General features: G+C 67.5%; 22 protein-coding genes and 1 pseudogene. 5 read left to right on the forward strand and 18 right to left on the reverse strand.

Annotation, left to right across the window (positions count from 1 at the left end; all coding sequences use genetic code 11):
- Positions 1–111 precede the first annotated feature (111 nt).
- Positions 112–1,638 (forward strand): reverse transcriptase domain-containing protein, encoded by a 1,527-nt coding sequence (locus ACZZZQ_RS06575; protein WP_463507176.1) that lies wholly within the window; start codon positions 112–114, stop codon positions 1,636–1,638.
- A 250-nt stretch (positions 1,639–1,888) separates the two neighbouring features.
- Here the strand turns inward: ACZZZQ_RS06575 and ACZZZQ_RS06580 are convergent, their stop codons facing one another.
- On the reverse strand, positions 1,889–2,077 hold the full coding sequence (locus ACZZZQ_RS06580; protein WP_463507177.1) for a hypothetical protein: 189 nt from the start codon (positions 2,075–2,077) through the stop codon (positions 1,889–1,891).
- Between the two features lie 379 nt (positions 2,078–2,456).
- Here ACZZZQ_RS06580 and ACZZZQ_RS06585 point away from each other — a divergent pair, with 379 nt between their 5' ends.
- The gene (locus ACZZZQ_RS06585; protein ID WP_463507178.1) at positions 2,457–3,278 is read left to right on the forward strand and encodes a hypothetical protein; all 822 of its coding nucleotides are present in this window, start codon (positions 2,457–2,459) and stop codon (positions 3,276–3,278) included.
- Positions 3,279–3,453: 175 nt separating this feature from the next.
- Here the strand turns inward: ACZZZQ_RS06585 and ACZZZQ_RS06590 are convergent, their stop codons facing one another.
- Positions 3,454–4,023 carry a TetR/AcrR family transcriptional regulator gene (locus ACZZZQ_RS06590; RefSeq protein ID WP_244198774.1) on the reverse strand — a complete coding sequence of 190 codons (570 nt, stop codon included), beginning with the start codon at positions 4,021–4,023 and terminating at the stop codon, positions 3,454–3,456.
- Positions 4,024–4,094: 71 nt separating this feature from the next.
- On the opposite strand from ACZZZQ_RS06590, the gene ACZZZQ_RS06595 reads away from it, so the two are divergent.
- Positions 4,095–6,635 carry an MMPL family transporter gene (locus ACZZZQ_RS06595; protein ID WP_463507179.1) on the forward strand — a complete coding sequence of 847 codons (2,541 nt, stop codon included), beginning with the start codon at positions 4,095–4,097 and terminating at the stop codon, positions 6,633–6,635.
- 232 nt (positions 6,636–6,867) lie between these two features.
- Here the strand turns inward: ACZZZQ_RS06595 and ACZZZQ_RS06600 are convergent, their stop codons facing one another.
- Genes ACZZZQ_RS06600 through phnD form a run of 6 tightly spaced genes read right to left on the reverse strand, consistent with a single transcriptional unit; the run spans position 6,868 to position 11,121 of the window.
- Positions 6,868–7,617, reverse strand: a complete 750-nt coding sequence (locus ACZZZQ_RS06600) for a TetR/AcrR family transcriptional regulator (protein WP_463507180.1) — start codon at positions 7,615–7,617, stop codon at positions 6,868–6,870.
- A complete protein-coding gene (locus tag ACZZZQ_RS06605; protein ID WP_463508090.1) occupies positions 7,614–8,297 on the reverse strand; it encodes a tyrosine-protein phosphatase in 684 nt (227 codons plus the stop codon). Before ACZZZQ_RS06605 ends, ACZZZQ_RS06600 begins: the two co-directional genes overlap by 4 nt.
- Positions 8,225–8,380, reverse strand: a complete 156-nt coding sequence (locus tag ACZZZQ_RS06610; protein ID WP_463507181.1) for a hypothetical protein — start codon at positions 8,378–8,380, stop codon at positions 8,225–8,227. Before ACZZZQ_RS06610 ends, ACZZZQ_RS06605 begins: the two co-directional genes overlap by 73 nt.
- The gene (gene phnE, locus ACZZZQ_RS06615) at positions 8,377–9,276 is read right to left on the reverse strand and encodes a phosphonate ABC transporter, permease protein PhnE (protein WP_463507182.1); all 900 of its coding nucleotides are present in this window, start codon (positions 9,274–9,276) and stop codon (positions 8,377–8,379) included. The genes ACZZZQ_RS06610 and phnE overlap by 4 nt, the downstream gene beginning before the upstream one ends.
- Positions 9,260–10,180 carry a phosphonate ABC transporter ATP-binding protein gene (locus tag ACZZZQ_RS06620; protein ID WP_463507183.1) on the reverse strand — a complete coding sequence of 307 codons (921 nt, stop codon included), beginning with the start codon at positions 10,178–10,180 and terminating at the stop codon, positions 9,260–9,262. Before ACZZZQ_RS06620 ends, phnE begins: the two co-directional genes overlap by 17 nt.
- The gene (phnD, locus tag ACZZZQ_RS06625) at positions 10,177–11,121 is read right to left on the reverse strand and encodes a phosphate/phosphite/phosphonate ABC transporter substrate-binding protein (protein ID WP_463507184.1); all 945 of its coding nucleotides are present in this window, start codon (positions 11,119–11,121) and stop codon (positions 10,177–10,179) included. The genes ACZZZQ_RS06620 and phnD overlap by 4 nt, the downstream gene beginning before the upstream one ends.
- Before the next feature lie 105 nt (positions 11,122–11,226).
- Between phnD and ACZZZQ_RS06630 the strand changes: the two genes are divergently transcribed.
- Entirely contained in the window at positions 11,227–11,577 is a 351-nt protein-coding gene (locus tag ACZZZQ_RS06630; RefSeq protein WP_053098380.1) for a TraR/DksA family transcriptional regulator, read from the forward strand.
- A 33-nt stretch (positions 11,578–11,610) separates the two neighbouring features.
- Here the strand turns inward: ACZZZQ_RS06630 and ACZZZQ_RS06635 are convergent, their stop codons facing one another.
- From ACZZZQ_RS06635 to ACZZZQ_RS06665, 7 genes are all read right to left on the reverse strand, one after another.
- Positions 11,611–12,690: a tartrate dehydrogenase gene (locus tag ACZZZQ_RS06635; protein WP_187249063.1), complete on the reverse strand. Its 1,080-nt coding sequence runs from the start codon at positions 12,688–12,690 to the stop codon at positions 11,611–11,613.
- 44 nt (positions 12,691–12,734) lie between these two features.
- Positions 12,735–13,751 (reverse strand): ABC transporter ATP-binding protein, encoded by a 1,017-nt coding sequence (locus tag ACZZZQ_RS06640; RefSeq protein ID WP_463507185.1) that lies wholly within the window; start codon positions 13,749–13,751, stop codon positions 12,735–12,737.
- Positions 13,748–14,755 (reverse strand): ABC transporter ATP-binding protein, encoded by a 1,008-nt coding sequence (locus ACZZZQ_RS06645; RefSeq protein WP_463507186.1) that lies wholly within the window; start codon positions 14,753–14,755, stop codon positions 13,748–13,750. The genes ACZZZQ_RS06640 and ACZZZQ_RS06645 overlap by 4 nt, the downstream gene beginning before the upstream one ends.
- The gene (locus tag ACZZZQ_RS06650) at positions 14,752–15,654 is read right to left on the reverse strand and encodes an ABC transporter permease (protein ID WP_463507187.1); all 903 of its coding nucleotides are present in this window, start codon (positions 15,652–15,654) and stop codon (positions 14,752–14,754) included. The genes ACZZZQ_RS06645 and ACZZZQ_RS06650 overlap by 4 nt, the downstream gene beginning before the upstream one ends.
- Positions 15,651–16,616 carry an ABC transporter permease gene (locus ACZZZQ_RS06655; RefSeq protein ID WP_187249067.1) on the reverse strand — a complete coding sequence of 322 codons (966 nt, stop codon included), beginning with the start codon at positions 16,614–16,616 and terminating at the stop codon, positions 15,651–15,653. Before ACZZZQ_RS06655 ends, ACZZZQ_RS06650 begins: the two co-directional genes overlap by 4 nt.
- Positions 16,617–16,656: 40 nt before the next feature.
- Complete coding sequence (locus tag ACZZZQ_RS06660) at positions 16,657–18,357, reverse strand: ABC transporter substrate-binding protein (protein WP_187249068.1); 1,701 nt, start codon at positions 18,355–18,357, stop codon at positions 16,657–16,659.
- Positions 18,358–18,487: 130 nt separating this feature from the next.
- The gene (locus ACZZZQ_RS06665; protein ID WP_463507188.1) at positions 18,488–20,320 is read right to left on the reverse strand and encodes a S9 family peptidase; all 1,833 of its coding nucleotides are present in this window, start codon (positions 20,318–20,320) and stop codon (positions 18,488–18,490) included.
- 167 nt (positions 20,321–20,487) lie between these two features.
- Between ACZZZQ_RS06665 and ACZZZQ_RS06670 the strand changes: the two genes are divergently transcribed.
- Positions 20,488–21,204 carry a TetR/AcrR family transcriptional regulator gene (locus ACZZZQ_RS06670; protein WP_187249070.1) on the forward strand — a complete coding sequence of 239 codons (717 nt, stop codon included), beginning with the start codon at positions 20,488–20,490 and terminating at the stop codon, positions 21,202–21,204.
- A 289-nt stretch (positions 21,205–21,493) separates the two neighbouring features.
- Here the strand turns inward: ACZZZQ_RS06670 and ACZZZQ_RS06675 are convergent, their stop codons facing one another.
- The 3 genes and pseudogenes from ACZZZQ_RS06675 to ACZZZQ_RS06685 form a co-directional block, all read right to left on the reverse strand.
- Positions 21,494–22,594, reverse strand: a complete 1,101-nt coding sequence (locus ACZZZQ_RS06675) for a M20 family metallopeptidase (protein WP_463507189.1) — start codon at positions 22,592–22,594, stop codon at positions 21,494–21,496.
- A complete protein-coding gene (locus ACZZZQ_RS06680) occupies positions 22,591–22,719 on the reverse strand; it encodes a hypothetical protein (RefSeq protein ID WP_463507190.1) in 129 nt (42 codons plus the stop codon). Before ACZZZQ_RS06680 ends, ACZZZQ_RS06675 begins: the two co-directional genes overlap by 4 nt.
- A gap of 356 nt (positions 22,720–23,075) precedes the next feature.
- Positions 23,076–23,513, reverse strand: a pseudogene (locus tag ACZZZQ_RS06685) (alpha/beta fold hydrolase); the annotation flags it as partial.
- Positions 23,514–23,533: the final 20 nt, after the last annotated feature.

Genomic DNA, 23,533 nt, shown 5'->3' on the forward strand with positions numbered 1-23,533 from the left:
TTTTCCGCCTGACGCATCCAGCCGGAACTTACCGCGGGCTCCATCGTCGACATGGCTCAGGTTAGGCGTGCCGCGTCCGTTAGCAGCCGGGGAGTACGCAAGTATTCAAGAGTGCGACTCACTCAAGCCCAGCTTCAGAAGCTCAAGATCGCGGACGCAGTCAGTTTCGTGCTCAAAGAGGGATATGAACGGCTCCCACCAATCATCGTCGACGAATGCCTTGCTGCGGAACCCTCCCGCGTCGTTGAGTTTGTGCTCGCGACTTTCCTCAAGGGCGCCCCTATATCCTCAGAGGTAATCGCAATGCCGCGGCGGAACGGATTCGGCCCCCGCCCCGTAACGATCGTGAGCGTGGAAGCGCGAGCCTTGCTTCAGGCGTTAGTGACTCATCTAAGCGCGAGCATCACTCTGTCGTCGCGCATCGCGGACGGATGGAAGCCTGCATGGCAGGCTCACCAGCGTTTCGGAGAACATCTGGACGGCAGCACATACCTGGTCGAAACCGATATCGCCTCCTTCTACGAATACATCGATCACAAGAAGCTGGTCGACGAGCTCATCCTTCAGACTTCCGAGGTGGCCTACGCGACTGCAGTTGGGGAATTACTCGGAGAGATTATGAGGAGTGAGATTGGGCTCCCGCAATTCCTCCGCAGCTCGGACGTGCTCGCCGACATCTACCTTGCGATGATGGAGCGTGACCTGCTTCGGTCCGGCGCGACAGTGTCAAGGTTCGCCGACGACTTCCGTATGATCGAGGAGACTTGGAGCGGCGCAAGACGCAGGATCGAACAGGCTGCGGAGATCGCTCGAGCCTATGGGCTGATCCTGTCCTCGGAAAAAACGCGCGTGTACAAGATCTCGACGGCCATCGAACGCCGAGCTAAAAGGGAAGCTTCCCTGCAGGAATATTCCGAAGACGCACTCTCAACTCTTTCCGACCAGGAATCCGGCGCCTTCTATGACGACTTCGACGGCAGTGGCGACGACGTCGACGAAGACGAAGCCGCTGAACTTGCAATGCAGACTCTGCTGCAAGACTGGTTCGTAGAGACCAAACGGCTTGGTAGCGCTGCGCTCGAATCTACCCTCTCTTTCTACGTGCCCACGGCGCTCCGGATCCTGTCCGAACTGCGCGGAGACGTGACCGACGACGCAGTCCTCGCGGAGATTGTCTTCTGGCGCCCCGCTCACCTCGAACTGGTCGCCAGACTGTTGCAACGCCGACCAGTCCACGCCACCAACTTAGAAGTACTCAAGAAGATCATCGCGGCAGATCGCCAGACGCCATGGGGATGCCTCTGGGTTCTCTCACTTGCCGCTACTACTGTTCCGGTCGATGCCGATCACTCAGCAATCGAAGATTGGGCGCTTGCGCTGCTAGAGGAGCCTTATGACACAGTCCGCGCTCAAGCCTCCTGGTACTTGGCGCAACGCGGCAGACTCAATTCGGCCTCGACAATAGGAGCATTTGCGGCATCGCCGACTCTCGCACGCCCAGCCCTCGCGGCTGCTCTCGGCCGAAACGGCCTCAACAACACGGATCGAGTGGCGACGTCCGTAACCGGTGATTCTCCGCGCGCCGCGGCTGGTTTCCGAGCTGGCGTCGCGGCTCGGGAGGCACATACTCGTGCCTGACCCCCACATCGAGACAGCGGCCGTCGCTGCTCTCCGATCACTTTCAGTAGTCGAGCGATCGATGTCATCGCTTGGACCGGCCGACCACGCGTTGATCTCAATCTGCACAGTTCTGGAGATCTATGTCGACTCGTCGCTTCAATATTTGATCCAAGCATCGGGCGTTTCGCAACTAAGGTTCGGGCAGGCTTTACTCAGTCATCTAGAGGACCAGTTCAACCAGTCGTGGACGGCAAGGCTTCGTTGGCTCTCAAATGGCTTCGGGATCTCGCTCGCAGGAACTGACGTAGACGGCGATCGAGCAACGCTCGTCGAGGCCCGAAACGCACTTGTTCACGGCGGCGGAAAGCTCACCGGGCGGCAGATGCGAAACGCTGCCGATGCACTCGATCTGCAGCGTAGGCTTCGCGATCGAATGGGCGCGGAAGTACTCGGGCACTCTCTCGTTATCCGCGAGTCTGCCGTCCAATGGTCGTTGACGGTCTCACGCGAGTACATACGTCAGATGGATGCACTCGTGGAGAGTGCGCGACGGGGGACTGATGGGCATCAAACCGACCTAGAAGATTGAACATTCCGTCCGCTCAACTGGTGATTCGGTTTCGAGCTCAGCACAGACATCGATGATGACGTGCTTCGCAGAGTTCACATGATCAGGCCGCTTCTGATCGCGCGTTAACTCGATGCCGATAATCTCCGCGGTCTGTCCCATGGTTTTCGCGATATGCAGGGTCTTCAACGTGGCTGGTTGCGCGCCGTGTTCGAGTGCACCCGACTGCCAAAGGCTTCTTGGGGGAGGCGGACGCTAGGGTTACGGCGTGAGTATAGAGGACGACTACATTCGGACCCCCGCAGGTCGACTGGCACAGCTGCTGACCCACATCAAGGGCTACGCCACGAGGACGACCACCACTATGACCTTCCAGAACCGTCAGGTACTTGAGTCATATCTGCAGCTCGATGAAGGCGACTCCGCCGCGTACTTTGCTGCCGTAGCCGAGATTATGTCGATGCCAGTGACCATTCGACGAGACGTGGCGGCGCTGGAGAAGCCGATCGTCCCGCCGGACATGCTGCTCCAGCACATGGATCGAATCGAAGCGGCTCTCCCCTCTTTGGGATCGCCGCACGGCAGCCCCAAGAAGATTTGGGATCAGCTTGGGGACGACGTCGTGGTCGGCCTTCAGTACGGGAGCCGGGTCCTTCTGCAGGGCGACGCCCTACGCGCGATCCCCAGAGAGCGACTCGATGAGATTCGGCGCTTGGCGACAGAGATCGTCGATGATCTCGCCAACGAAGACGGCTTCTCGCTGCAGTTTCGAGAAGAGATCCGTCGACACGCTCAATCGATCATCGCGGTCGTCAATGGATACAAGATCCATGGCGCAGATGGCCTGCTTGATGAAGCAGATGCCCTGGTTGGCGTCATTGCTCGCTCTGGCGAGGCGTCGAGGATGCGGGAACACCCGGCCATGGGAAAGATACTGGCCCTCGGGAACACCGTCGTTCTACTGGCCGGAGTGTACGCCGGTCCGGCAGAAATTGCCGAGTCGACTAGTGTATACAGCCATTTCCTTGAACTTCCGACAACGGTCGAAGCCCCTGGTGAGGATATTGTCGATGCCGAGGTGATTTCCTAGCATCTGCCCGCATGGTTCTTGCGCGGAATCACATGCGAGCGCTGACTACAAAGCTCCATTTGGATTCAGCGCCAGCTTGACCGGTTCCGTTCAACTTAGTTCCGCGTCGTCTGATGCCGACGCCTCCCGCCGGGTCTCGGCGCGATGGCCATGCCGGCACAGACGCCGACCGCCGTCAGCGGGAGAAGAAGAAGCGGGTCAGCCGCACGATCGACTCCGGGTCGTGGTGCTCGCGCCCCAGCGACTCGACGATGATCGCGCCGAGGATGGCACGCCCGAGCTGCTCGACGGGGGCGTCCTCGGTGAGTTGACCGTCGCGGATGCCACCGCGGATGCGCTCGGTGAGGTACTTCTCGACGCCGAGGCTGTCACCGAGGTGCGCTCCGACTCCGGCATCCTCGGTGGCGGCGGCGACGAGTGATCGCAGCAGCGCTCCGCCCTCGGGCGCCTCGAGGATCGAGAGCACGCTGCGCAGCCAGGTCTCGACGTCGGCGGCGAGGTCTCCGGTGTCCGGCACGACGAAGTCGACCGGGATGAGGCGCCCCTCGGCGAGGCACTCACCGATCAACGCGCCCCGCGACGGCCACCACCGGTAGATGGTCTGCTTGCCGACACCGGCCTCTTTCGCGATCCCCTCGATCGTGAGACGGTCGTAGCCCTGATTGTGGAACAGTCGCGCGGTCGCGTCGAGGATCGCCTCACGGGCAGCCGTGCTGCGCACAGGCCCGCTTCGATGCTCGTTCACCACACGTTCAGGATAACCACAGAACACTAGACGAGACGCCCCGTACGATCTATTCGTCTAAGGAGATCGTTTTGGCATCACTGCTCTACCGTCTGGGTTCTTTCGCTGCGCGCAAGGCGTGGACGGTGATCGTCTCGTGGGTCCTCATTCTCGGCCTGGGCGTCGGCGCGTTCCTCACGCTCGGCGGCACGCTGAGCAACAGCTTCGACATCCCCGGCACCGCCTCGGGTGCCGTGACCGACCAGCTCGCCGAGAAGCTGCCAGACACCGCGGGCGGCACCGGCACGGTGGTCTATCAGACGACCGACGGCTCGGCCTTCACCGAGCAGCAGAAGCAGGACATCTCCGCCCTCGCGAAGAGCGCTGAGGACCTCGACGGGGTCGCATCGGTGGTCGACCCGTTCGACGCCCAGCAGCAGCAGGCCGTGCAGGCGCAGGATCTCGCCGACGGCAAGGACCAGATCGAAGGCGGCCGCGCCCAGCTGGATGCCGGTCAGACACAGCTCGATGACGGACGCACCCAGCTCGATGCGGGTCTCGAACAGCTCACCACCGCTCGGTCGCAGGCCGAAGCGGGCGGTGCTCCTTCTGCACAGCTCGCCGCTCTCGACGCGCAGATCGCCGCGCTCAACGCACAGCTCGCCGAGCTCGATACCCAGCAGAAGACGATCGACGAGTCGCGCGCCGAGCTCGACGCCAACGCCGAGAAGGTCGATCTCGGGTCCACGCTCCTCGATCTCACGAACGGCATCGGTGTCGTGTCCGACGACGGCTCGACAGCGATCGTCAACGTCTCGTTCGAAGACCCCCGCCTCGAGCTCTCCGAAGAGGTCAAGGAAGGCACGATCGAGCACTTCGAGTCGTCCCCGATCGATGGCGTCGAGGTCGACTTCGGCACCGACATCGCGCAGGGCGTGCCCGAGATCTTCGGCGTCGGCGAAGCGATCGGACTCGCATTCGCCGCAGTCGTGCTGATCGTCATGCTCGGCACACTCATCGGTGCAGCACTGCCGATCGTGACGGCCGTCGTCGGCGTGGGCGTCGGCGTGACCGCATCTCTCGCCTTCTCGGGCGTCGTCGACATGGCATCCGTCACCCCCGTGCTCGGCGTCATGCTCGGTCTCGCCGTCGGCATCGACTACTCGCTCTTCATCGTGAACCGGCACCGCAAGCAGCTGCTCAATGGTGTTCCGGTTCGCGAATCCATCGGCCTCGCCACCGGCACATCGGGAACGGCCGTGGTGTTCGCCGGCACCACGGTGATCGTCGCGCTGCTGGCCCTCAACGTCACCGGCGTTCCGTTCCTCGGACTCATGGGCACGGTCGGCGCGGTCTGCGTCGGCGTCGCCGTGCTCGTCGCCATCACGCTCGCCCCCGCGATCCTCGGCCTCGTCGGAACACGACTGCTCAGCGGCAAGGCTCGCTCCACGATCGGCCAGCCGCACGCCGCGGGCAAGCCCGTGAAGCGGATGTCCACGCTCCGCGCGATCGTCACCGTGCTCGTCAGCGTGATCGCACTGCTGATCGTCGCGATCCCGTCGATGTCGATGCGCCTCGGACTGCCCGACGGCGCGAGCGAACCGTCGGATTCGACCAGCTACCGCGCCTTCCACATCGTCGACGAGCAGTTCGGCGAAGGGGCGAACGGTCCGCTGCTCGTCACAGCCACCCTCGACGACGCGGTGAGCGACGACGACCTGCTCGCCACGCAGGTCGAGATCGCCCAGAAGATCGCCGACCAGGACGACGTCGTGGGTGTCGCCCCGATCGCGAACTCCGACGACAACACCCTGCTCGCGTTCCAGGTGCTCCCCGCCGAAGGCCCGAACAGCGCATCGACCGAGAAGCTCGTGCAGGACATCCGCGCCCTGCCGCAGCTCGACGGCGGCATCACCCTCGGCGTCGCCGGGCAGGCCGCGACCAACATCGACATCTCCGAGGCGCTGGCCGCCGTCCTGCCGCTCTACCTCGTGGTCGTGGTCGGGCTCTCGCTGCTCATCATGATCGTCGTGTTCCGCTCGCTGCTCGTGCCGATCATCGCCACCGGTGGCTTCGTGCTCTCGCTGTTCGCGACCTACGGCCTGATCGTCGCCGTGTTCCAGTGGGGCTGGGGCGCCGACCTCATCGGCCTGGACAGCCCGGGGCCCATCCTCAGCTTCCTGCCCGTGATCCTCGTCGGCATCCTGTTCGGGTTGGCGATGGACTACCAGCTCTTCCTCGCCTCGGGGATGCGCGAGGCGTACGTGCACGGAGCCTCGGCACGGGATGCCGTCGCCCAGGGCTTCCGGGCCGGACGTTCGGTCGTCGTCGCCGCGGCGCTCATCATGGTGTCGGTCTTCGGCGGGTTCATCTTCTCGGAGTCGACCATCATCCGCTCGATCGGCTTCGGCCTGGCGTTCGGTGTGCTGCTCGACGCCTTCGTCGTCCGGATGCTGCTCATGCCGGCGCTCATGCACCTGCTCGGCCGGTCGGCCTGGTGGCTGCCGCGGTGGCTCGACCGCATCCTTCCGAATGTCGACATGGAGGGTGCAGCGCTCGAGCGCGAGCACCCGGGCGTCAGGACCGACACGGTGCAGGTCGTGGCGAGCTCGGAGACGCCTGAGGCGCGCTGACGTCGCGGCGGTGACTGTCGCTCGTACTGCCGCTCGGCGTCCCTGCGAAGGAGATCTCGCACAACGAAGGAGCCCATCCGAGGAATGCTCCTTCGATGCGTGAGATCTCCTTCGGTACGTGAGATCTCCTTCGGTACGTGAGATCCCCTGAGGGCGATGCTCCCGCCATTCGTGACCCAGCCCGCCGTCTGCATCACCTCACCCGGATACCCGGGTCCCCGGGACGCGTGAGTCAGGCCACCATCCCGCGCCAGATCGTCTCGACCGCAGCCCGCAGGCGAGCGGCCACCGCAGGGTCGTCCATCCGGTCGCCGCGCACGACGATCTGGTAGTACGCGGTGCCGGCTATCGCATCGAAGCACGCCTCGACATCGAGGTCGGCCCGCAGCTCGCCACGGGAGATTCCCGCGCGCAACGCGTTCAGGAGCGGCACTCGTCGCCGCGACACGTGCGACTGCCAGTACGCCTTCTGCAGTGCGCGATCCGACATGACGAGTCGGATGCGCTGCCGGAATCGTTCCTCCGCATAGCCGGATGCCGCGACAGACAGCGCCACACCGGTGTCACCGAGCCCGAACCCGTCGAACAGCGCCTCGCGCAGGTCGACATGGTCCGGGTATTCGGGCGGGATGGTGCGTCCGACGTCGAGCGCCGCCGCGATCAGCGTCGTGAGCGACGGCCACCGCCGATACAGGGCAGCGCGACTGACTCCGCTCCGCGCGACGACGCGACTGACCGTGACGTCCTCGCCCGCATCGATGATCTCGAGCGTCGCGGCGACGATCTGCCCGTCCATGTCCTCATCGCGCGGACGGCCGGGGCGGCGGCGGACCGCAGCCCCGGCATCCGACGCGCCCGCAGACTTCGAGCCCACAGACTTCGCGCCCGCACACTCCGAGCCCGCAGTTCCGACGGCGACCGGAGCGGCACCGACAGCGTCACCCGGGTTCGCGACGCGAGCCTCCAGCTCCACGGTCGTCACGCGGCGAGCGCCCGCTCACGGAGCCGCGCAACAGTCGCATCCGACAGTCCCGCCGCTCGCAGCGGAGCGAGTGCATCGTCGTGCTGCGCGCGGAGGGTGTCGAGCAGGGTGCGCATCGACACCTCCATCGAACCCTCCAGCAGCGACGACGTCGCACCGGCGGCATCCGCGTCGAAGCCGAGCGCCTTCCACATCGCGCCCATCACGGGTGCAGTGCGCTGCATGATCGCGACCATGTTGCCGCCGGTGAGGGCGTAGTCGGCGACGATGTCATCATCAGCCGCGCCGAGGGCGAGCAGCAGCATCGCCGCCACGACTCCGGTGCGGTCGCGTCCGGCCGCACAGTGGAACGCCGCGGTTCCCGGTGTGTAGGCGATCACGTTCAGCGCGGTGACGAGCTGGGGTGCCGCCACCTCGACCATGCGCAGGTACATCCGGCCCATGGCGTCGTGGCTGAACTCGGGAGCGTCGCGGTTCATCGACTCCCCGACATCCGCGATCATCGGCAGGTGGTGGTACGCGACCGGGTAGTCGGCGAGCGGACCCCGCCCCGTGACCGAGACCTCGAGCGGCGAGCGCAGGTCGATGATCGCCGTGAGCCCTGCGGCTACGAGCTGCGACGCGATCTCGGTCGTGACGTAGGCGAGGTCATCCGTGCGGATCGCGAGACCCTCCCGCAGTACTCCCCCTCGATCGGGATGCCGCCGAGGTCGCGCAGGTTCACGGGGGCGCTGAGCACCAGGTCGATGTCGGCGATGGTCATGTGATTCTCCTTCGGATGAGGGCGCTGCCCTGGTCGATCGCCGTGACGAGCACGATGATGCAGATGATGATGGCGCTGAGGTGGCCGTAGTCGTACATGCGCATGGCGGTGGTCAGCTCGAGGCCGATGCCACCGGCGCCGACGAGGCCGAGGATGGTCGCGCCGCGCACGTTGCCCTCGAACAGCAGCAGCGTGTAGGACGTGAGCAGCGGTGCGCTCTGCGGCAGGATGCCGTACTGGATGACCTGACGCTTCGAGGCACCGACCGCCTCCATGGCGACGACGGGTCCGCGGTCGACCTGCTCCATGGCCTCGGCGAAGATCTTGCCGATCGACCCGATCGACCCGAGGGTCATGGCCAGGATGCCGGCGAACGGACCGAGTCCGACAGCCGAGACGAACATGAGCGCGAACACCAGGTCGGGCACCGAGCGGATGATGTTCATCACCCAGCGCGTCGGGTAGTAGACCCACTTCGGCGCGATGTTCGACGATGCCCCGAAGGCGACGAGCAGCGAGAGCACGGCTCCGAGCACGGTGCCGACCACCGCCATCTGGAAGGTCTCGAGCAGCAGCGCGAGGATCGTGCCGATCTTCGAGAAGTCCGGCGGGAACAGGCGTGACAGGAACTCGCCCATGTTGACAGCGCCGTCGCCCAGCTTGATGAAGTTGAACTCGGCGCCGTTGAACGACCAGATCAGCAGCAGGGCGGCGATCGGCAGCCCGAGCAGGAACCTCGCGCGCGGCACCCGGAACGCCCGCTCGAGCCGCGAGCGCTCGGCAGGGTCGAGGGTCGGCCTCGAGATCGAGCGGTCGGTCGCGCCGGCGGAGGGGCCAGAGGGGGCGGCTGAGCCTGCTGACCCTGCCGTGGAGCGGGGGTCAGTGGTGAGCGTCATCGTCGTGCTCCTCGTCGTCGTAGAGCGGCGCAAGGGCCGCGGCATCCAGCTGCGAAGTGGCGCCGGCGACCAGCATCCGTCCGTGCCGCAGGCCGATGATGCGGTCGCTGTGCGCGAGGGCCAGCGGCAGCACGTGCAGGCTGACGAGCACGGGGATGCCGTCTTCGGTGGCGATCTCGCGCAGCAGACCGAGAACGGAGTCGGCGAGCTTCGGGTCGAGCGACGCGACCGGTTCGTCGGCGAGGATCACCTTCGGCTGCTGCATGAGAGCGCGGGCGATCGCGACGCGCTGCTGCTGTCCGCCCGACAGCGAGCGAGCAGGCGCACTGGCCTTGTGCGCGATGCCGACGCGATCGAGCAGCTCGAGTGCGCGGCGACGGTGCGCGCTCGAGAAGCCGCCGACCAGATTGATGGAGCCCGCGCCGTGCAGGGCTCCGGCCAGCACGTTCGTCATGACGCTCAGGCGCGGGATGAGGTTGAACTGCTGGAACACCTGTCCGACATCCGACCGCAGGGTGCGCAGCTCGCCGCGCGCGAGATTGGTGACGTCGTGGCCGGCGACCCGCGCCGACCCTGCCGAGATCGGCGCGAAGCCCGTGAGACTGCGCATCAGGGTGGACTTGCCCGACCCCGAGGCGCCCAGCAGCGCGACCATCTCGCCCGGGAACAGGTCGAGATCGACGCCATCGAGCACGGTGGTGGTGTCATACGCGACGCTGAGGTCGCGCACCGTGACGAGCGGCAGGGCCTGGCGCAGCTCGGCGGTCGGGGTGCGGAGCTCTTCCGCCGTCGGCGATCCCAGACCATCGGATGCCGTCTCGGCGCGTCGGGCGGCGACATGCCGATCGGCGGACGCACCGCGCGCGTTCTCCAGTGAAGCGACGACGGGTGCGGGACTCGTCACTTGAGGTCCTTGAGCTCGACACCGGCGACCGCGGCGATCTCGGCGAACGAGGCGAACGACGAGCCGTCGGGGTCGACGGTCTGCTCGGCGGCGGCGAAGACGCCGTACGCTCCGAGGCGCTCGGCGTTCTCAGGCGAGAAGACTTCGGCGATGCCCTCCTGGATGACCTTGCGGGTCTCGGCGTCGAGCGACTGACGTCCGAGCACAGCACCCTGGATGTCCATCGCCGGGCTCTCACCCACCGCACGCCACTCCCCGTCGGCGAAGGGGAACATCGGCGCGCCGAGCTCGGTCAGCATGACGGCGGTGCAGGCGGCATCCACCTGTCCCTGCTCGAGCGCGGCGAAGCTGCCTTCGTGTCCGCCGGCGAAGATCGCCTCGTAGTCGGTGCCCTGCTCGAGGCCCGCCTCATGCAGCATGTACACCGGCATGAAGTAGCCCGAGCTCGACGCCTGGTCGGCGAAGGCGACGGTCTTGCCCTCGAGGTCGTCGACGGTCTGGATCGGCGAGTCGTTCAGCACCACACAGGTCGAGACGGGCTTGCCGTCGCCCTGGAAGGCGACGAGCGCGTCGACCTCGCCCGTGTTCACGGCGAGCGCCGAGGGGAAGCCGCTCATGATGCCGATGTCGACGTGGTCGGCGCGGATCGCCTCGACGACGCTGAGGTAGTCGGGAACATCGGTGATCTCGACGTCGCGGCCGGTGGCGTCTTCGAGCAGCTCGGCGAAGACCTCGACGGGGTTCTCGGCTGTGGGGTCGTCACCGACCGGGATCGTCGCGATCGTGAGAGGAGCGTTCGGGTCGGCGGGGGCCGCTTCGGCGGACGGGCTCTGGCAGCCGGTCAGGGCGAGGGCGGCGACGCCGAGGAGGCCGACGGCGGGCAGGGTGAGGCGGCGCATGATGACCTTTCGGGAGGAGGCGTTCCCGAATTCCGAGAACATGGGTATTCCAACTCGCGAAGGTGACAGGCAATTACGAGACCGCCGTACTCGAAACGGAACGCTGAATGAACGGCTGGTGTCGGAGGTGCCGCCTAGAGTGTGCGGATGACGTCGGATGCCCGCTCACGCCTCGAGATGCTGCGCGCCGAGGCGACGGCGCGGGTCGCATCGACGGCGGCGACCCTCGCCGAGCTGATGCACGATCGCGAAGGCTCGAACGACGACGACGAGCACGACCCCGAGGGCGTCACACTCTCGTCCGAGTGGTCACGGCTGACCGGGCTCGCCGATGCGGCGGCATCCGAACTCCAGCAGGTCGACGACGCGATCGCACGACTGGATGCCGGCACCTACGGCGTCTGCGCGCACTGCGGCAGGCCGATTCCCGAGGCGCGACTCGAGGTGCGCCCGTTCGCCACGCACTGCGTCGCCTGCGCGGAGAAGCTCGGCCTCTGATCGGCGCCCCGCAGAGCTGGACGCCGCAGACCCTTAACCGCCGACGACCTCGGCGATCGCCCGACCGAGCTCGACCGTCGTGGCGGTGCCTCCGAGGTCGGGGGTGAAGGGCGCAGCATCCGCTCCCCTGCTGAGCACGTCTTCGATCGCGCCGAGCACGGCGGCCCCGGCATCCGGATACCCGAGGTGCTCGAGCATCATCGCACCGCACCAGATCTGGCCGATCGGGTTCGCGATTCCCCGCCCGGCGATGTCGGGCGCCGAGCCGTGCACGGGCTCGAAGAGGCTGGGGAACAGCCCCTCCGGGTTGATGTTGGCGCTCGGTGCGATGCCGATCGTGCCGGTGCATGCCGGTCCGAGGTCCGAGAGGATGTCGCCGAACAGGTTGCTCGCCACCACGACGTCGAACCAGTCGGGATGCAGCACGAAGTTCGCGGTGAGGATGTCGATGTGGAACTGGTCACGCCGCACATCGGGGTAGTCCGCGGCGACCGCGGCGACCCGTTCGTCCCAGTAGGGCATCGAGATCGAGATGCCGTTGCTCTTCGTCGCGGACGTGAGATGGCCGCCGCGCTTCTGCGCCAGGTCGAACGCATACCGCAGCACCCGGTCGACACCCGTGCGAGTCATCACCGTCTCCTGCAGCACGAACTCCCGCTCGGTGCCCTCGAACATGCGCCCGCCGATAGACGAGTACTCGCCCTCGGTGTTCTCGCGCACCACGTAGAAGTCGATGTCACCGGGCTCGCGGCCGGCGAGCGGAGAGACGACGCCGGGCATGAGACGGCACGGTCGCAGGTTCACGTACTGGTCGAACGCACGCCGGAACTGGATGAGGCTGCCCCAGAGGCTCACGTGATCGGGCACGACATCGGGCCAGCCGACGGCGCCGAAATAGATCGCGTCGAACCCGCTGAGCGTCTCGAACCAGTCCTCCGGCAGCATCCGCCCGTGCTTCTGCCAGTAGGCGGCGCTAGCGAAGTCGAACTCCTCGAACTCGAGCGCGATGTCGAAGCGGGATGCCGCGGCACGCAGCACCCGCAGCCCCTCGGGCATCACCTCGGTGCCGATGCCGTCGCCGGCGATCACGGCGATGCGGTGCGTGGTGGTCATGGGATTCCTTCCGGGTACGGACAGAGGGGACGGAGGAGCGAACCTCAGAGCACGTCCCGCTCGGCGGGGTGGTGGCAGGCCACGCCGTGGGTGTCGCCGTGGTCGACGAGCAGGGGCACGACCTCGGCGCAGACTTCGGTGGCCTTCCAGCAGCGGGTGCGGAAGCGGCATCCGGACGGCGGCGAGACCGGACTCGGCACGTCACCCGTCAGCACGATGCGCTCCCGCGCCCGCTCGGCTCGGGGGTCGGGCACGGGGATCGCCGACAGCAGCGCCTGGGTGTACGGATGCAGCGGCCGCTCGTAGAGCTCATCGACCGGTCCCTCTTCGACGAGCTTGCCGAGGTACATGACCCCGACGCGGTCGCTCAGGTGTCGCACCACCGACAGGTCGTGCGCGATGAAGAGGTAGGTGAGACCGAGGTCGCGCTGCAGATCGTCGAGCAGGTTGAGCACTCCGGCCTGCACGCTCACATCGAGGGCGCTGACCGGCTCGTCGAGCACGATGACCTCGGGCTCCACCGCGAGAGCGCGCGCGATGCCGAGCCGCTGGCGCTGACCGCCCGAGAACTCGTGCGGAAAGCTATCGGCGTGGGCCGGGTTGAGCCCCACCTGCGCCAGCAGCTCCTCGACCCGCTGCTCGTGCCGTCCACGGTGCAGCCCGTGGATCACGAGTGGTTCGGTGATCGTGGCGCGCACGGACTTGCGCGGGTTGAGCGATGCGTAGGGGTCCTGGAACACGAACTGCACCCGACGCCGCAGCGCCCGCAGCCGCCCGCCCTCGAGGCCGGTGATGTCGTCGCCGCCGAGCCGGATCGTGCCGCCGTCACTCGACTGCAATCGGGCGACGCTGCGCCCGAGCGACGACTTGCCGCACCCGGATTCGCCCACGAGGCCGAACGTCTGGCCGGCATCGATCGAGAGGCTCACATCCGACACGGCCTGCACGACGTCGCGCGTGCGCCCGAACAGCCCTCCGCCGACCTTGTACTCTTTCACGAGCCTCTCGACGGTCAGACCGGTGCCTCCTCGAACGACCTCGCTCACGACGCGATCACTCATGACACGACCTCCTTCTGCCATTCGTCGACCCGCACGCATGCGGCAGTATGCCCGGCGCCCACCTCGATCGGCGGTGGCACCACGGCATCGCAGAGCCCCTCGACCGCATGGGCGCAGCGCGGTGCGAAGCGGCATCCGCCGGGCCAGGCTGTCGCCACCGGCGGTTGCCCGGCGATCTGATAGAGCCGCTCGTCCCGAGACGAACGGCGGTCGAGCCGAGGCAGCGAGGCGAGCAGCCCCGCCGTGTACGGATGCGCGGTCTCGTAGAACAGCGGGTCGACGTCGGCCGTCTCGACCAGCCCGCCCGCGTACATCACCAGCACCCGATCGGCGGTGCTGGCGACGACGCCGAGGTCGTGGGTGATGAGCAGCACGGTCGTGCCCGTGCGCCGCTGCACCTCGCGCAGCACCTCGAGCACCTGCGCCTGCACCGTGACGTCGAGGGCGGTGGTCGGCTCGTCGGCGATCAGCAGGTCGGGCTCGTTCGCGATGCTCATCGCGATCATCACCCGCTGCCGCATGCCGCCCGAGAACTCGTGCGGAAAACGGTCGACCCGCAGCTCGGGCGAGGGGATGCCGACGACATCGAGCAGCTCGACGGCCCGCGCCCTGCGCTCGGCCGCCGTCGACTCGGGCCGATGCACCCGCACCGCCTCGATCAGCTGCTCGCCCACCCGCATGACCGGATTCAGCGCGGTGAGAGCATCCTGGAACACGATCGCGATGTCCTTGCCGCGGATCTCACGCAGCTCGGCATCCGAGAGTCCGACGAGCTCACGCCCGCGGAGCTTGATCGACCCGGTGACGACGGCCTTCTTCGGCAGCAGCCCCATGATGGCCATCGCCGTCATCGATTTGCCCGATCCGGACTCGCCGACGATGCCGACCGTCTCTCCGGTGTGCAGCACGAACGAGACGCCTTCGACGGCTCGAGCGAGGCCGGCATCCGTCGGGAAGCTGATCGCGACGTCGTCGACCTCGAGGAGGATCTCTGCGGTGCTCATAGATTCTTCCCCTGCGGGTCGAGGGCGTCACGGAGTCCGTCGCCGATGAAGTTGACGCACAGCACCGTGACGAGGATGAACAGGCCGGGGAAGTACAGCAGGTACACCTGTGGTGTGCCCACATATCCCGCGGCCTGACTGAGCATCGAGCCCCAGCTGGTCTGCGGCGGCTGCACACCGAACCCGAGGAAGCTCAGGGTCGACTCGGCGATGATCGACGACGCGACGGCGAGGCTCATCGCCACGACGATCACGCCCGCGAGGTTCGGCAGGAGGTGCGAGACGACGATGCGGAATCCGGATGCTCCGATGCCGCGCGCCGCGTCGATGAAGTCCTTCTCCCGCAGCGACAGCACCTGGGCGCGCACGACGCGGGCGATGTACGTCCACCCGAGTGCCGTGAGCGCCAGGACGATCGTCGTCGGCGAGGGCCCGAGCCCCTGCAGGATCACCGCGAGCAGCGCGATGGCGGGGACGATGAGGAACAGGTCGGTGATGCGCATGATGAGCTCGCCGACCCAGCCGCCGACGTACCCGGCGATCGCCCCGAGGGCGGTGCCCACGACCGTCGCCAGCAGAGCGACGGCGAGGCCGATCGCGAGCGAGATCTGCCCCGCGAAGAGGATCTCGCTGAGGTAGTCGCGGCCCAGCTCATCGGTGCCGAGCCAGTGCTCGCCCGACGGGGGTGTCGGGCCGAGCAGCAGATCCTGCTGCCCTTGCGGGTACGGGGCGAGCCAGCCGGCGCCGAAGCACGCGATCAGCAGGATGGCCAGCACGATGAGACTCGTCACCGCAAGTCGGTGATGCAGGAACCCTCTGAGCAGCTGGCGGGTGGGCGCCTTCTGCGGATCCTGCTCGGCGAGGATCTCCTCGCGTCCGGCGATGCCTGCACCGCTCATGACAGCCTCACTCTCGGGTCGAGCACCGCATAGGCGATGTCGGCGATCAGGTTGCAGACGACGACCGCGACGGCGACCACGACCATCCAGGGCAGCAGCACGTAGACGTCGCCGGCGACGAGCGACTGCAGGAACAGCCGCCCCATGCCCGGGATCGCGAAGATCTGCTCGGTGACGACGAGACCTCCGATGAGGATCGCGGCGTCGAGGGCGACGACGGTGACGAACGGCGCCATCGAGTTCCGCACCGCGTGCCGCCAGATCACCTGACGACGCGGCACCCCTTTGGCTCTGGCCGTGCGCACGTAGTCACTCGACAGGGCGTCGAGCATCGCCGCCCGCCCGAAGCGGCTCCACGATGCGACGAGCGCGATCATGAGGGCGGCGACGGGCAGGATCAGGTGCCGGATGTAATCGATCACGCCGGTCTCGCCCGGCGAGTGCAGCCCGATGAAGAAGAGCGGCGGCTCGCTGAGCCCGAACGCCTCCTTGGGCCATACCGCGAACGTCTGGATGAGGATGAGTCCGAACCAGAACGCCGGCATCGCGATGCCGATGTACGAGGCGCCGGTGAGCAGGTTGTCACCGAGCGAGTACTGGCGGACGGCCGAGTAGACGCTGATGCCGCCGGCGATCAGCACCGCGATGATCAGCCCCCAGAAGGCGAGCTGCACTGTCGGCCACAGCGCATCGCCGATCAGCGGCAGGACCGGGGTTCCCGTGCGGGTGCTGAGGCCCCAGTCTCCGACGATCAGCGACCGCAGCCACAGGAGATACTGCTCGGGGATCGACCGATCGAGACCGAGCCTCTCCACCTCGCGGGCGATCACGGCCGGGTCATGCGCCTGGCGCAGCTTGGCGAGCGGATCGAACGTCGAGCGCACCGCCCAGAACAGGATGAACGAGGCGACGATGATCACCGGGATCGAGTACAGCACCCGTCGTGCGATGAAGGTGATCACGTCGCCTCGTTCCTGTCCTGCTCTGCCTGTCCGAGCCGGCTCAGCCGGCCAGGCCCCACTCGGCCAGGTTCCAGAACGGGCCCTCGACCGGGTTGATCTGCAGCGGGCCGCCGACCGTGTCGCTCCACAGGAGCACGTTGGGCACGGCGTCCAGCGGCAGTGACGGCACGTTCTCGGCGATCAGCGCGTCGGCCTCGTGGGAGGCGGCGATGCGCGCATCCGGGTCGACCTCGCTGTCGACCTGCGCGAGCAGGTCGTTGAGGCCCGGGATGTCGGTGCGGTAGAAGTTGATGCCGGAGAAGCCGTTCGCCTCGCTCGGGATGTTGACCGATGAGAACGTCGAGCTGAGAGTGGGATCCGGGAACGTGTCGACCAGAGCCCAGATACCGGCCTGGAAGTCGCCCTGCGGGGCGATCGTGCCGAACAGGTCCGCGGGCGTCACCTGGTCGATGGTCATCTCGAATCCGGCATCCGCGAGCTGCGACTGCAGCACCTGCACCGTGAGGTCGCGGCGCTTGTTGCCGGCGAGGGTCTTGATCGCGAACGTCGCCGTCTCACCGTCCTTCGCCCAGACGCCGTCGGAGTCCTTCGCCCAGCCGTCGCCCTCCATCAGCTCGTCGACCTTGTCGAGGTCGAGTGAGTACTGCGAGAAGTCGTCGGCCGCGAACGGTGCGACCATCGGCGAGTTGAAGCTCTGCTGGGCCTCGTCGATGCCGAGGCTGCCGAACAGGCGCTTCACGATGGCATCGCGGTCGATCGAGTAGGCGAGTGCCTGGCGCACGGCGACCGAGTCGAAGGGAGCGGCCGAGTTGTTGAGCCAGATCGCCTCGAGGTTGCCGCTGCGGGCATCGACCTGCGACTGGATGCCGGGCAGCCCTGCATCGATCTGGTTCAGCGCATCGAGCTGCGGCGAAGGGTAGAGCGCACTGACCTGGCCGCTCTTGAGCGCCTGGAACGCGGCGGTCGTGTCGGGGAGGAAGAGGAAGGTCACCTTGTCGAGGTGCGGCTTCTCACCCCAGTAGTTCTCGTTCGGGACGAGCGTCACGGAGGTGCCGCGCGTCCATTCGTCGATCTTCCACGGACCCCCGCTGAAGTCGTAGCCGTCGGCCATGAGCGCGTTGCGGTCCTGGCCCTCGAGCAGGTGCGCGGGCATGATGCCGTAGACGCTGAAGAGGGTGCGCCATCCGGCGTAGGGCGAGCTGAGGGTGACGACCGCGGTGGACGGGTCGGTCGCGTCGACCGAGGCGATGCGGTCGTAGCCGGTCTTGTCGAAGATGTCGTCGCCGTCGCGGATCTGCAGCGCCGTGTACTCGAAGTCGGCCGAGGTGATCGGCTCCCCGTCCGACCAGACCGCGTCGGGGTTGATCGAGTAGGTGATCGTCTGGGTGCCGTCGTCCGCGACCTCGACCTCGGGCTCGGCGGTCACCAGGTCAGACGGCACCGGCACCCATTCGTCGTCGACCTGCCGCGTCTGGAAGACACCGGGCAGCGTCGGGATCTGCATGATGTACGTGCCCCAGATCGACCCGCCGCAGGTGGCGATCCAGTCGGCGCAGTCGGGCTCCTGCTCGGCGCCGATCACGATCTCGCCGCCGTCGACGACCGCGACCTCGCTGGGCTCCGGCGTGGTGCCCGACGACGAGCAGGCGGTGAGCGAGCCGATGAGCGCGGCGACGGCGAGAGCGGCGACGAAGCCGCGACGGGAGGCGGGTGCAACAGAGCGAAGGGGCGATTTCGACATGGTCGGATCTCCTGTGATCGGGCTACTGAGGGACACTTCGGGCGTGCTGTCGTGCTGTGGTGGTCTGACTCTAGGACTGCCCAGAACAGATAGCAAGCCTTTTAGTCAATGTTCGTGACTAGAGGTGAGATCAGTGATCCCAGCGCTCTCCCGAGAGCGTCCGCAGAGCGAGCTGGTGCATGCGCCGCTGGTCGACCGCGGCCGCTTCGAGACCGGTCGGCTCGTGCCCGCCCTCGAAGATGTCGAGCACGACGTCGCCGCCCTGCGCGCCCAGCTCGTCGACATAGCGCTGCACCCCGATGATGGGCGTTCGGGTGTCGATGGATCCCTGGTTGATCCAGACGGATGCCGTCACGTCATCGAGGTAGGAGATCGCCGAGAAGCGCTCGACCATCTCGGGCGGCACCCATGAGCTCCACACCGATCGCACCGCCGGATTCATCGCCGCGATCGCGGCCGTCCAGTCGGCGACAGCGACGTGCGCGAGCCCGCCGGCGAAGAGGTCGGGCAGGCGACCGACGCTCAGGAGCGTCATGTGACCGCCGTACGAGGCGCCGGTGATGAAGGTCGAGACCGGGTCGGCGAGCCCCTGCTCGCGCAACCATGCGATCGCCGCCGCGACATCCTCGATCTCGCGGTCGCCTCCGGCTCCCCAGAATCCCTCGCGGAACGCCCGACCGAAGGTGACGGAACCGCGGTAGTTGAGCGAGGCGTACGCGAAGCCGGCATCGAGCCACGCCTGCGCAGACGGGTTGTACGAATCGATCGTCACGAGCATCGGTCCGCCGTGGATCTCGAGCACCGTGCCGCGCGGCTCGGCACCCTCGGGTCGCGCCCACCAGAGCTGCACGCGGGTGCCGTCTGCGCTCTCGACCATCGCCGAGGCGAGCGGATGCCCCGCCGGAGCGGGCGCGGGTTCGATCAGAGGCGCGGTGCCGCCGTCGGCGGAGACCTCGTCGATGTGCAGTGGCACGTCCCATGACGACCGGACGGCCCGGATCGCGCCGTCGGGTGCGTAGTACGACGCCCACTGGAACGGATGCAGGTCGGCGACGTCGGGGTCGGCGAAGCTGCCTCCCTCGAGGACCGTCCTCGCCAGCCCGTCGCTCTCCTGGATCTCGATCAGGCGATGAATGCCGTTCTCGACGTGCACCGCGAGGATCCTGCCGGTCGGCGAGTGCCAGTCGACCGGGATGACCTCGCCCGCGAGTTCAGGGAGGTCGAAGTCCTGGCGCTCGCCCGTGCGGACGTTCCAGATCGCCGGTCGCGAGAAGCCGCTGCGCTCGGTGTTCAGCAGCAGTCGGTCATCACCCGCATCCGCGGCGAAGCGCACTCCGCGCACGGGGCCCGCCGGGAGGTCGTCGAGCGTCGCCACCGTCTCGCCGGTCGCGCCGTCGACGACCGTGAGCATCGGGCGCCGGATGCCGGGGTTGTGCGCCGTCGTATCGACCGAGACGAGCGATCCGTCCGGCGAGATCTGCCCGTACCAGGCCTCGATCGGGTTCGAGTAGACGACCCGTGGTTCGCCCCAGGGTGCTGCGGGGATCACGAGCACGTGGAATCCGTCTTCGTCGACCACCGTCACGACGAGGTGCGAGCCGTCGTACGACGACTCGAGCCCTCTGATCACGTAGGGCGCACGGCCGGGCGTGAGGACGACGCGCTCGGAGCCGTCGACGGCGAAGGCGACGAGACCGCCGACCTCAGACCCCCCATCGTCGTCGAGGTCGATCACCCACTGGCCGTCGGCGGTGAGGATCGCTCCGACGCTCACGGGGAAGGGCAGCAGGTCGCCGGGTGCCGACGGCGCCCGCCAGACACGGCCGCGCGCACCGTCGGGGTGGTTCTCGACGAGCAGCGCCAGGTCTGTGTCGCCGGGCACCGGCCGCGCCGTGAGGAGGTAGGGCACGGCGAATCGTGCGTCGAGCACCTCATCGGACGGAATTGCGGGGACCTCGAGCATCCTGACTCCTTCTGACCACGTTGCCAATGGCGTTGACTATAACAGTGGCTATCGGGCGCCGCCAGGGTTGTCGCATTGTCGATGCCACTGACAGACTGGCTGACAGCGGTGCGGTACCGTGATGTCTGCGCGGTCGACAGGGCCGCGGACTGCGAACGGAGTTCTCGATGGCGACGACACGGAAGGCCGCTGATTCAGCGAAGGCGAAGGCCCCAGCGAAGACAGCCGCCCGGCCGCGGCGAGCGCGGGACTCGCTGAGCCGGGAGATCATCGTCGCCGCCGCCGATCGCGTGGTCGAGCGCGAAGGCCTCGACCGACTCACCTTCCAGTCGATCGGCGAGGAGCTCGGCGCGCACCCGACGTCGATCTATCGGCACTTCCGCGACAAGGACGAACTGCTCCTCGCGTTGATCGACACCCTGCGTGCCCGCTCGTACAGCGGAGGCATGGTGGCGACCGACGACTGGCTCGCCGACCTCCGCACCCAGGCGCACCTGATCCACGACCACTACATGCGCTATCCCGAGTTCGCTCTGCAGATGGCGCTGCGCCGCCCGACCGACTTCGCGTCGATGGAGTTCTCGATCGGCGCTCTGCGCCGCGGCGGCTACGACCGCGAGCAGTCCGCCCTCTACGCGCGGGCGCTCGGCCAGCTCATCCGCTCGGCATCCAGCATCCAGGCCGCCCTCACCGCACTGCCGGCCGACGTGCAGGATGCCGATGAACTGACCTGGCAGATGGACTACCGCCGGCTCGACCCCGCCGAGTACCCCGAGATCGTCTGGGCCGGCGACGCTCTGCCCGGCATCCGGGATCCTCGCGCCTGGGAGACCGCGCTCGACCTGCTGCTCGAGAGCATCGAGCGGCACGCACCAGGAGCCTGACTCAGCGCCGTTCTCGCGGCGGTCCCGCGGTGCAAGGAGTGGGTTCGCGCGTGGCGAGTCGTGGGCTCGCGCGATGCGAAGGAGATCTCACGCAACGAAGGAGCTCCTTGCTCTGATCTGACCTTCAGATCGGGAGATCTCCTTCTGAACGCGCGGGTGACCGGTGCGGATGCGGAAGCCGCCGCCCGGGAGGGGGACTCGCCCTCCGGAGGAGCATACGGGCGGAACCCTCCTCCCGAAGCGCAGTTCTCCTCCCGAAGCGGCGACGTGACCCAGAACGGATGCTGCCTCAGCCCTCGCGCGCACCGACCAGGTCGTCGAGCATGCCGGCCAGCAGATCGACCCGTTCGAGCATCGACGAGATCGACACCCATTCGTGGTCGGCGTGCGCCCCGCCGCCCCGGGGACCGAGTCCGTCGAGGGTGCGGGCGCCGACGGCCGCGGTGAAGTTGCCGTCCGACGCACCCCCGGCCGAGACCGCCTCGACCTCGGGGTGGCCGAGGGCATCCGCGACGCGGCGAGCGCAGGCGAGCAGTTCCGCCGACACGCTCTCCTCCATCGGCGGACGATTGATGCCGCCGAACACCTCGACGCCGACGTCCTCGGTGTGGGCGCCGAGCGACTGCATCCGCTCGTCGACGCGTTCGAGCTCATCGAGGGTCCACGCGCGCACATCGACGCGCAGTTCGGCGTGCTCGGGGATGACGTTCGTGACGGTTCCCGCCTGCGCGACGGTCGGACTCACGGTGGTTCCCCGGTCATCGTCGGCCAGCAGGGGCAGCGCGAGCACCTGGTGGGCGAGCTCGACGAGGGCGCTGCGGCCCTTCCACGGTTCGAGTCCGGCGTGCGCCGCGCGTCCGGTGATCGCCAGCCGGTAGATGCTGCCGCCCCGGCGAGCGATCTTCAGCGCGCCGTCGAGGCTGGGCTCGAGCACCAGCACCGTGCCGGCCCGCGCGGCCTCGCGTTCGATCAGCGCACGCGAGGTGGTCGAGCCGACCTCCTCGTCGCTCGTGAGCAGCACGGCGATCTCGCCGCGGCGCGCGACCTTCTCGAGCGCCGCCGCCATGATCACGATGCCCGCCTTCATGTCGAAGACGCCGGGTCCCGTGGCGCGGTCGCCGTCGAGGCGGAACGGACGCTCGTCGATCGTGCCCGCCGGGAACACCGTGTCGAGGTGTCCGATCAGCAGCACCGAGGGCGTCTCGCCACCGGGCCACAGCAGATGCGGGATGCCGTCGACCGTCTCGATCACTCCCGTCTCGCCCAGCACCGGGTCGAGCCACGAGCGCACGAGGTCCTGAGCGGCGGCGAGGCCGTCGGCATCCCCCGTCGGAGTCTCGATCATGACGAGCTCGGCGAGACGCTCGGCCTCGCGGTCGCGGGAGGTCACGAGGCCATCTCCACGCCGGCGAGGAAGCGTCGAAGCGCCGCCGTCGTGGCCGTCGGCGCTTCTTCGGCGAGGTAGTGGTCGGCCTCGATCGACTCCCCCTGACCTGTTCGGCATAGTGCGACCACGCCTCGACCACGTCGAAGTTGCGGCCGACATAGCTGTGCGCACCCCAGAGCGCGAGCACCGGGCACGTGATGCGTCGCCCGTCCGCCCGATCGGCACGGTCGTGGTCGAGGTCGACCGTGGCGGCGGCGCGATAGTCGGCTCCGCTCGCGAAGACGGTGTCGAGGTCGAAGCAGCGCAGGTACTCGTCGAACGCCTCGGGCAGCGCATCGCCGTCATGCCGCCGGCCGGTGAAGCGGCTGCGCAGCCAGGTCTCGCGCTCCGCGCCGATCAGGGCCTCAGGCAGACCGTCCGAGCGGGCGAGGAAGAACCAGTGGAAGTATGCCGTCGCCATCTCTCGGTCGACGTTCTCGAACATGTGCAGCGTGGGGACGATGTCGAGCACGGCCAAGGAGGTGACGGCATGCGGATGATCGAGGGCCAGTCGGTGTCCGACGCGCGCTCCCCTGTCGTGCCCGATCACGACGAACTGCTCGTGACCGAGCTCGCGCATGAGGATGAGCTGGTCGTGGGCCATGTCGCGCTTGGCGTACGAGGCACCGCGCGGCTTGGCCGATTCCCCATAGCCGCGCAGGTCAGCCGCGACGACCGTGTGATCGTCGGCGAGCGCGCCGGCGACGGCATCCCACATCGCCTTCGTCTCGGGGTACCCGTGCAGCAGCAGGACGGCCGGGCCGGTGCCGCGGATGTCGGCGGCGATCCGGATGCCGTCGCAGTCCACCGCGACGGATGTCGGCGTGCGGGAATGGGTCATCTTCGTCCAACTCTCGGAACTCACTGCGCAAGTCAATTGCATTGACTATAGCAATGACCAAG

Source organism: Microbacterium sp. AC132 (assembly GCF_979258525.1).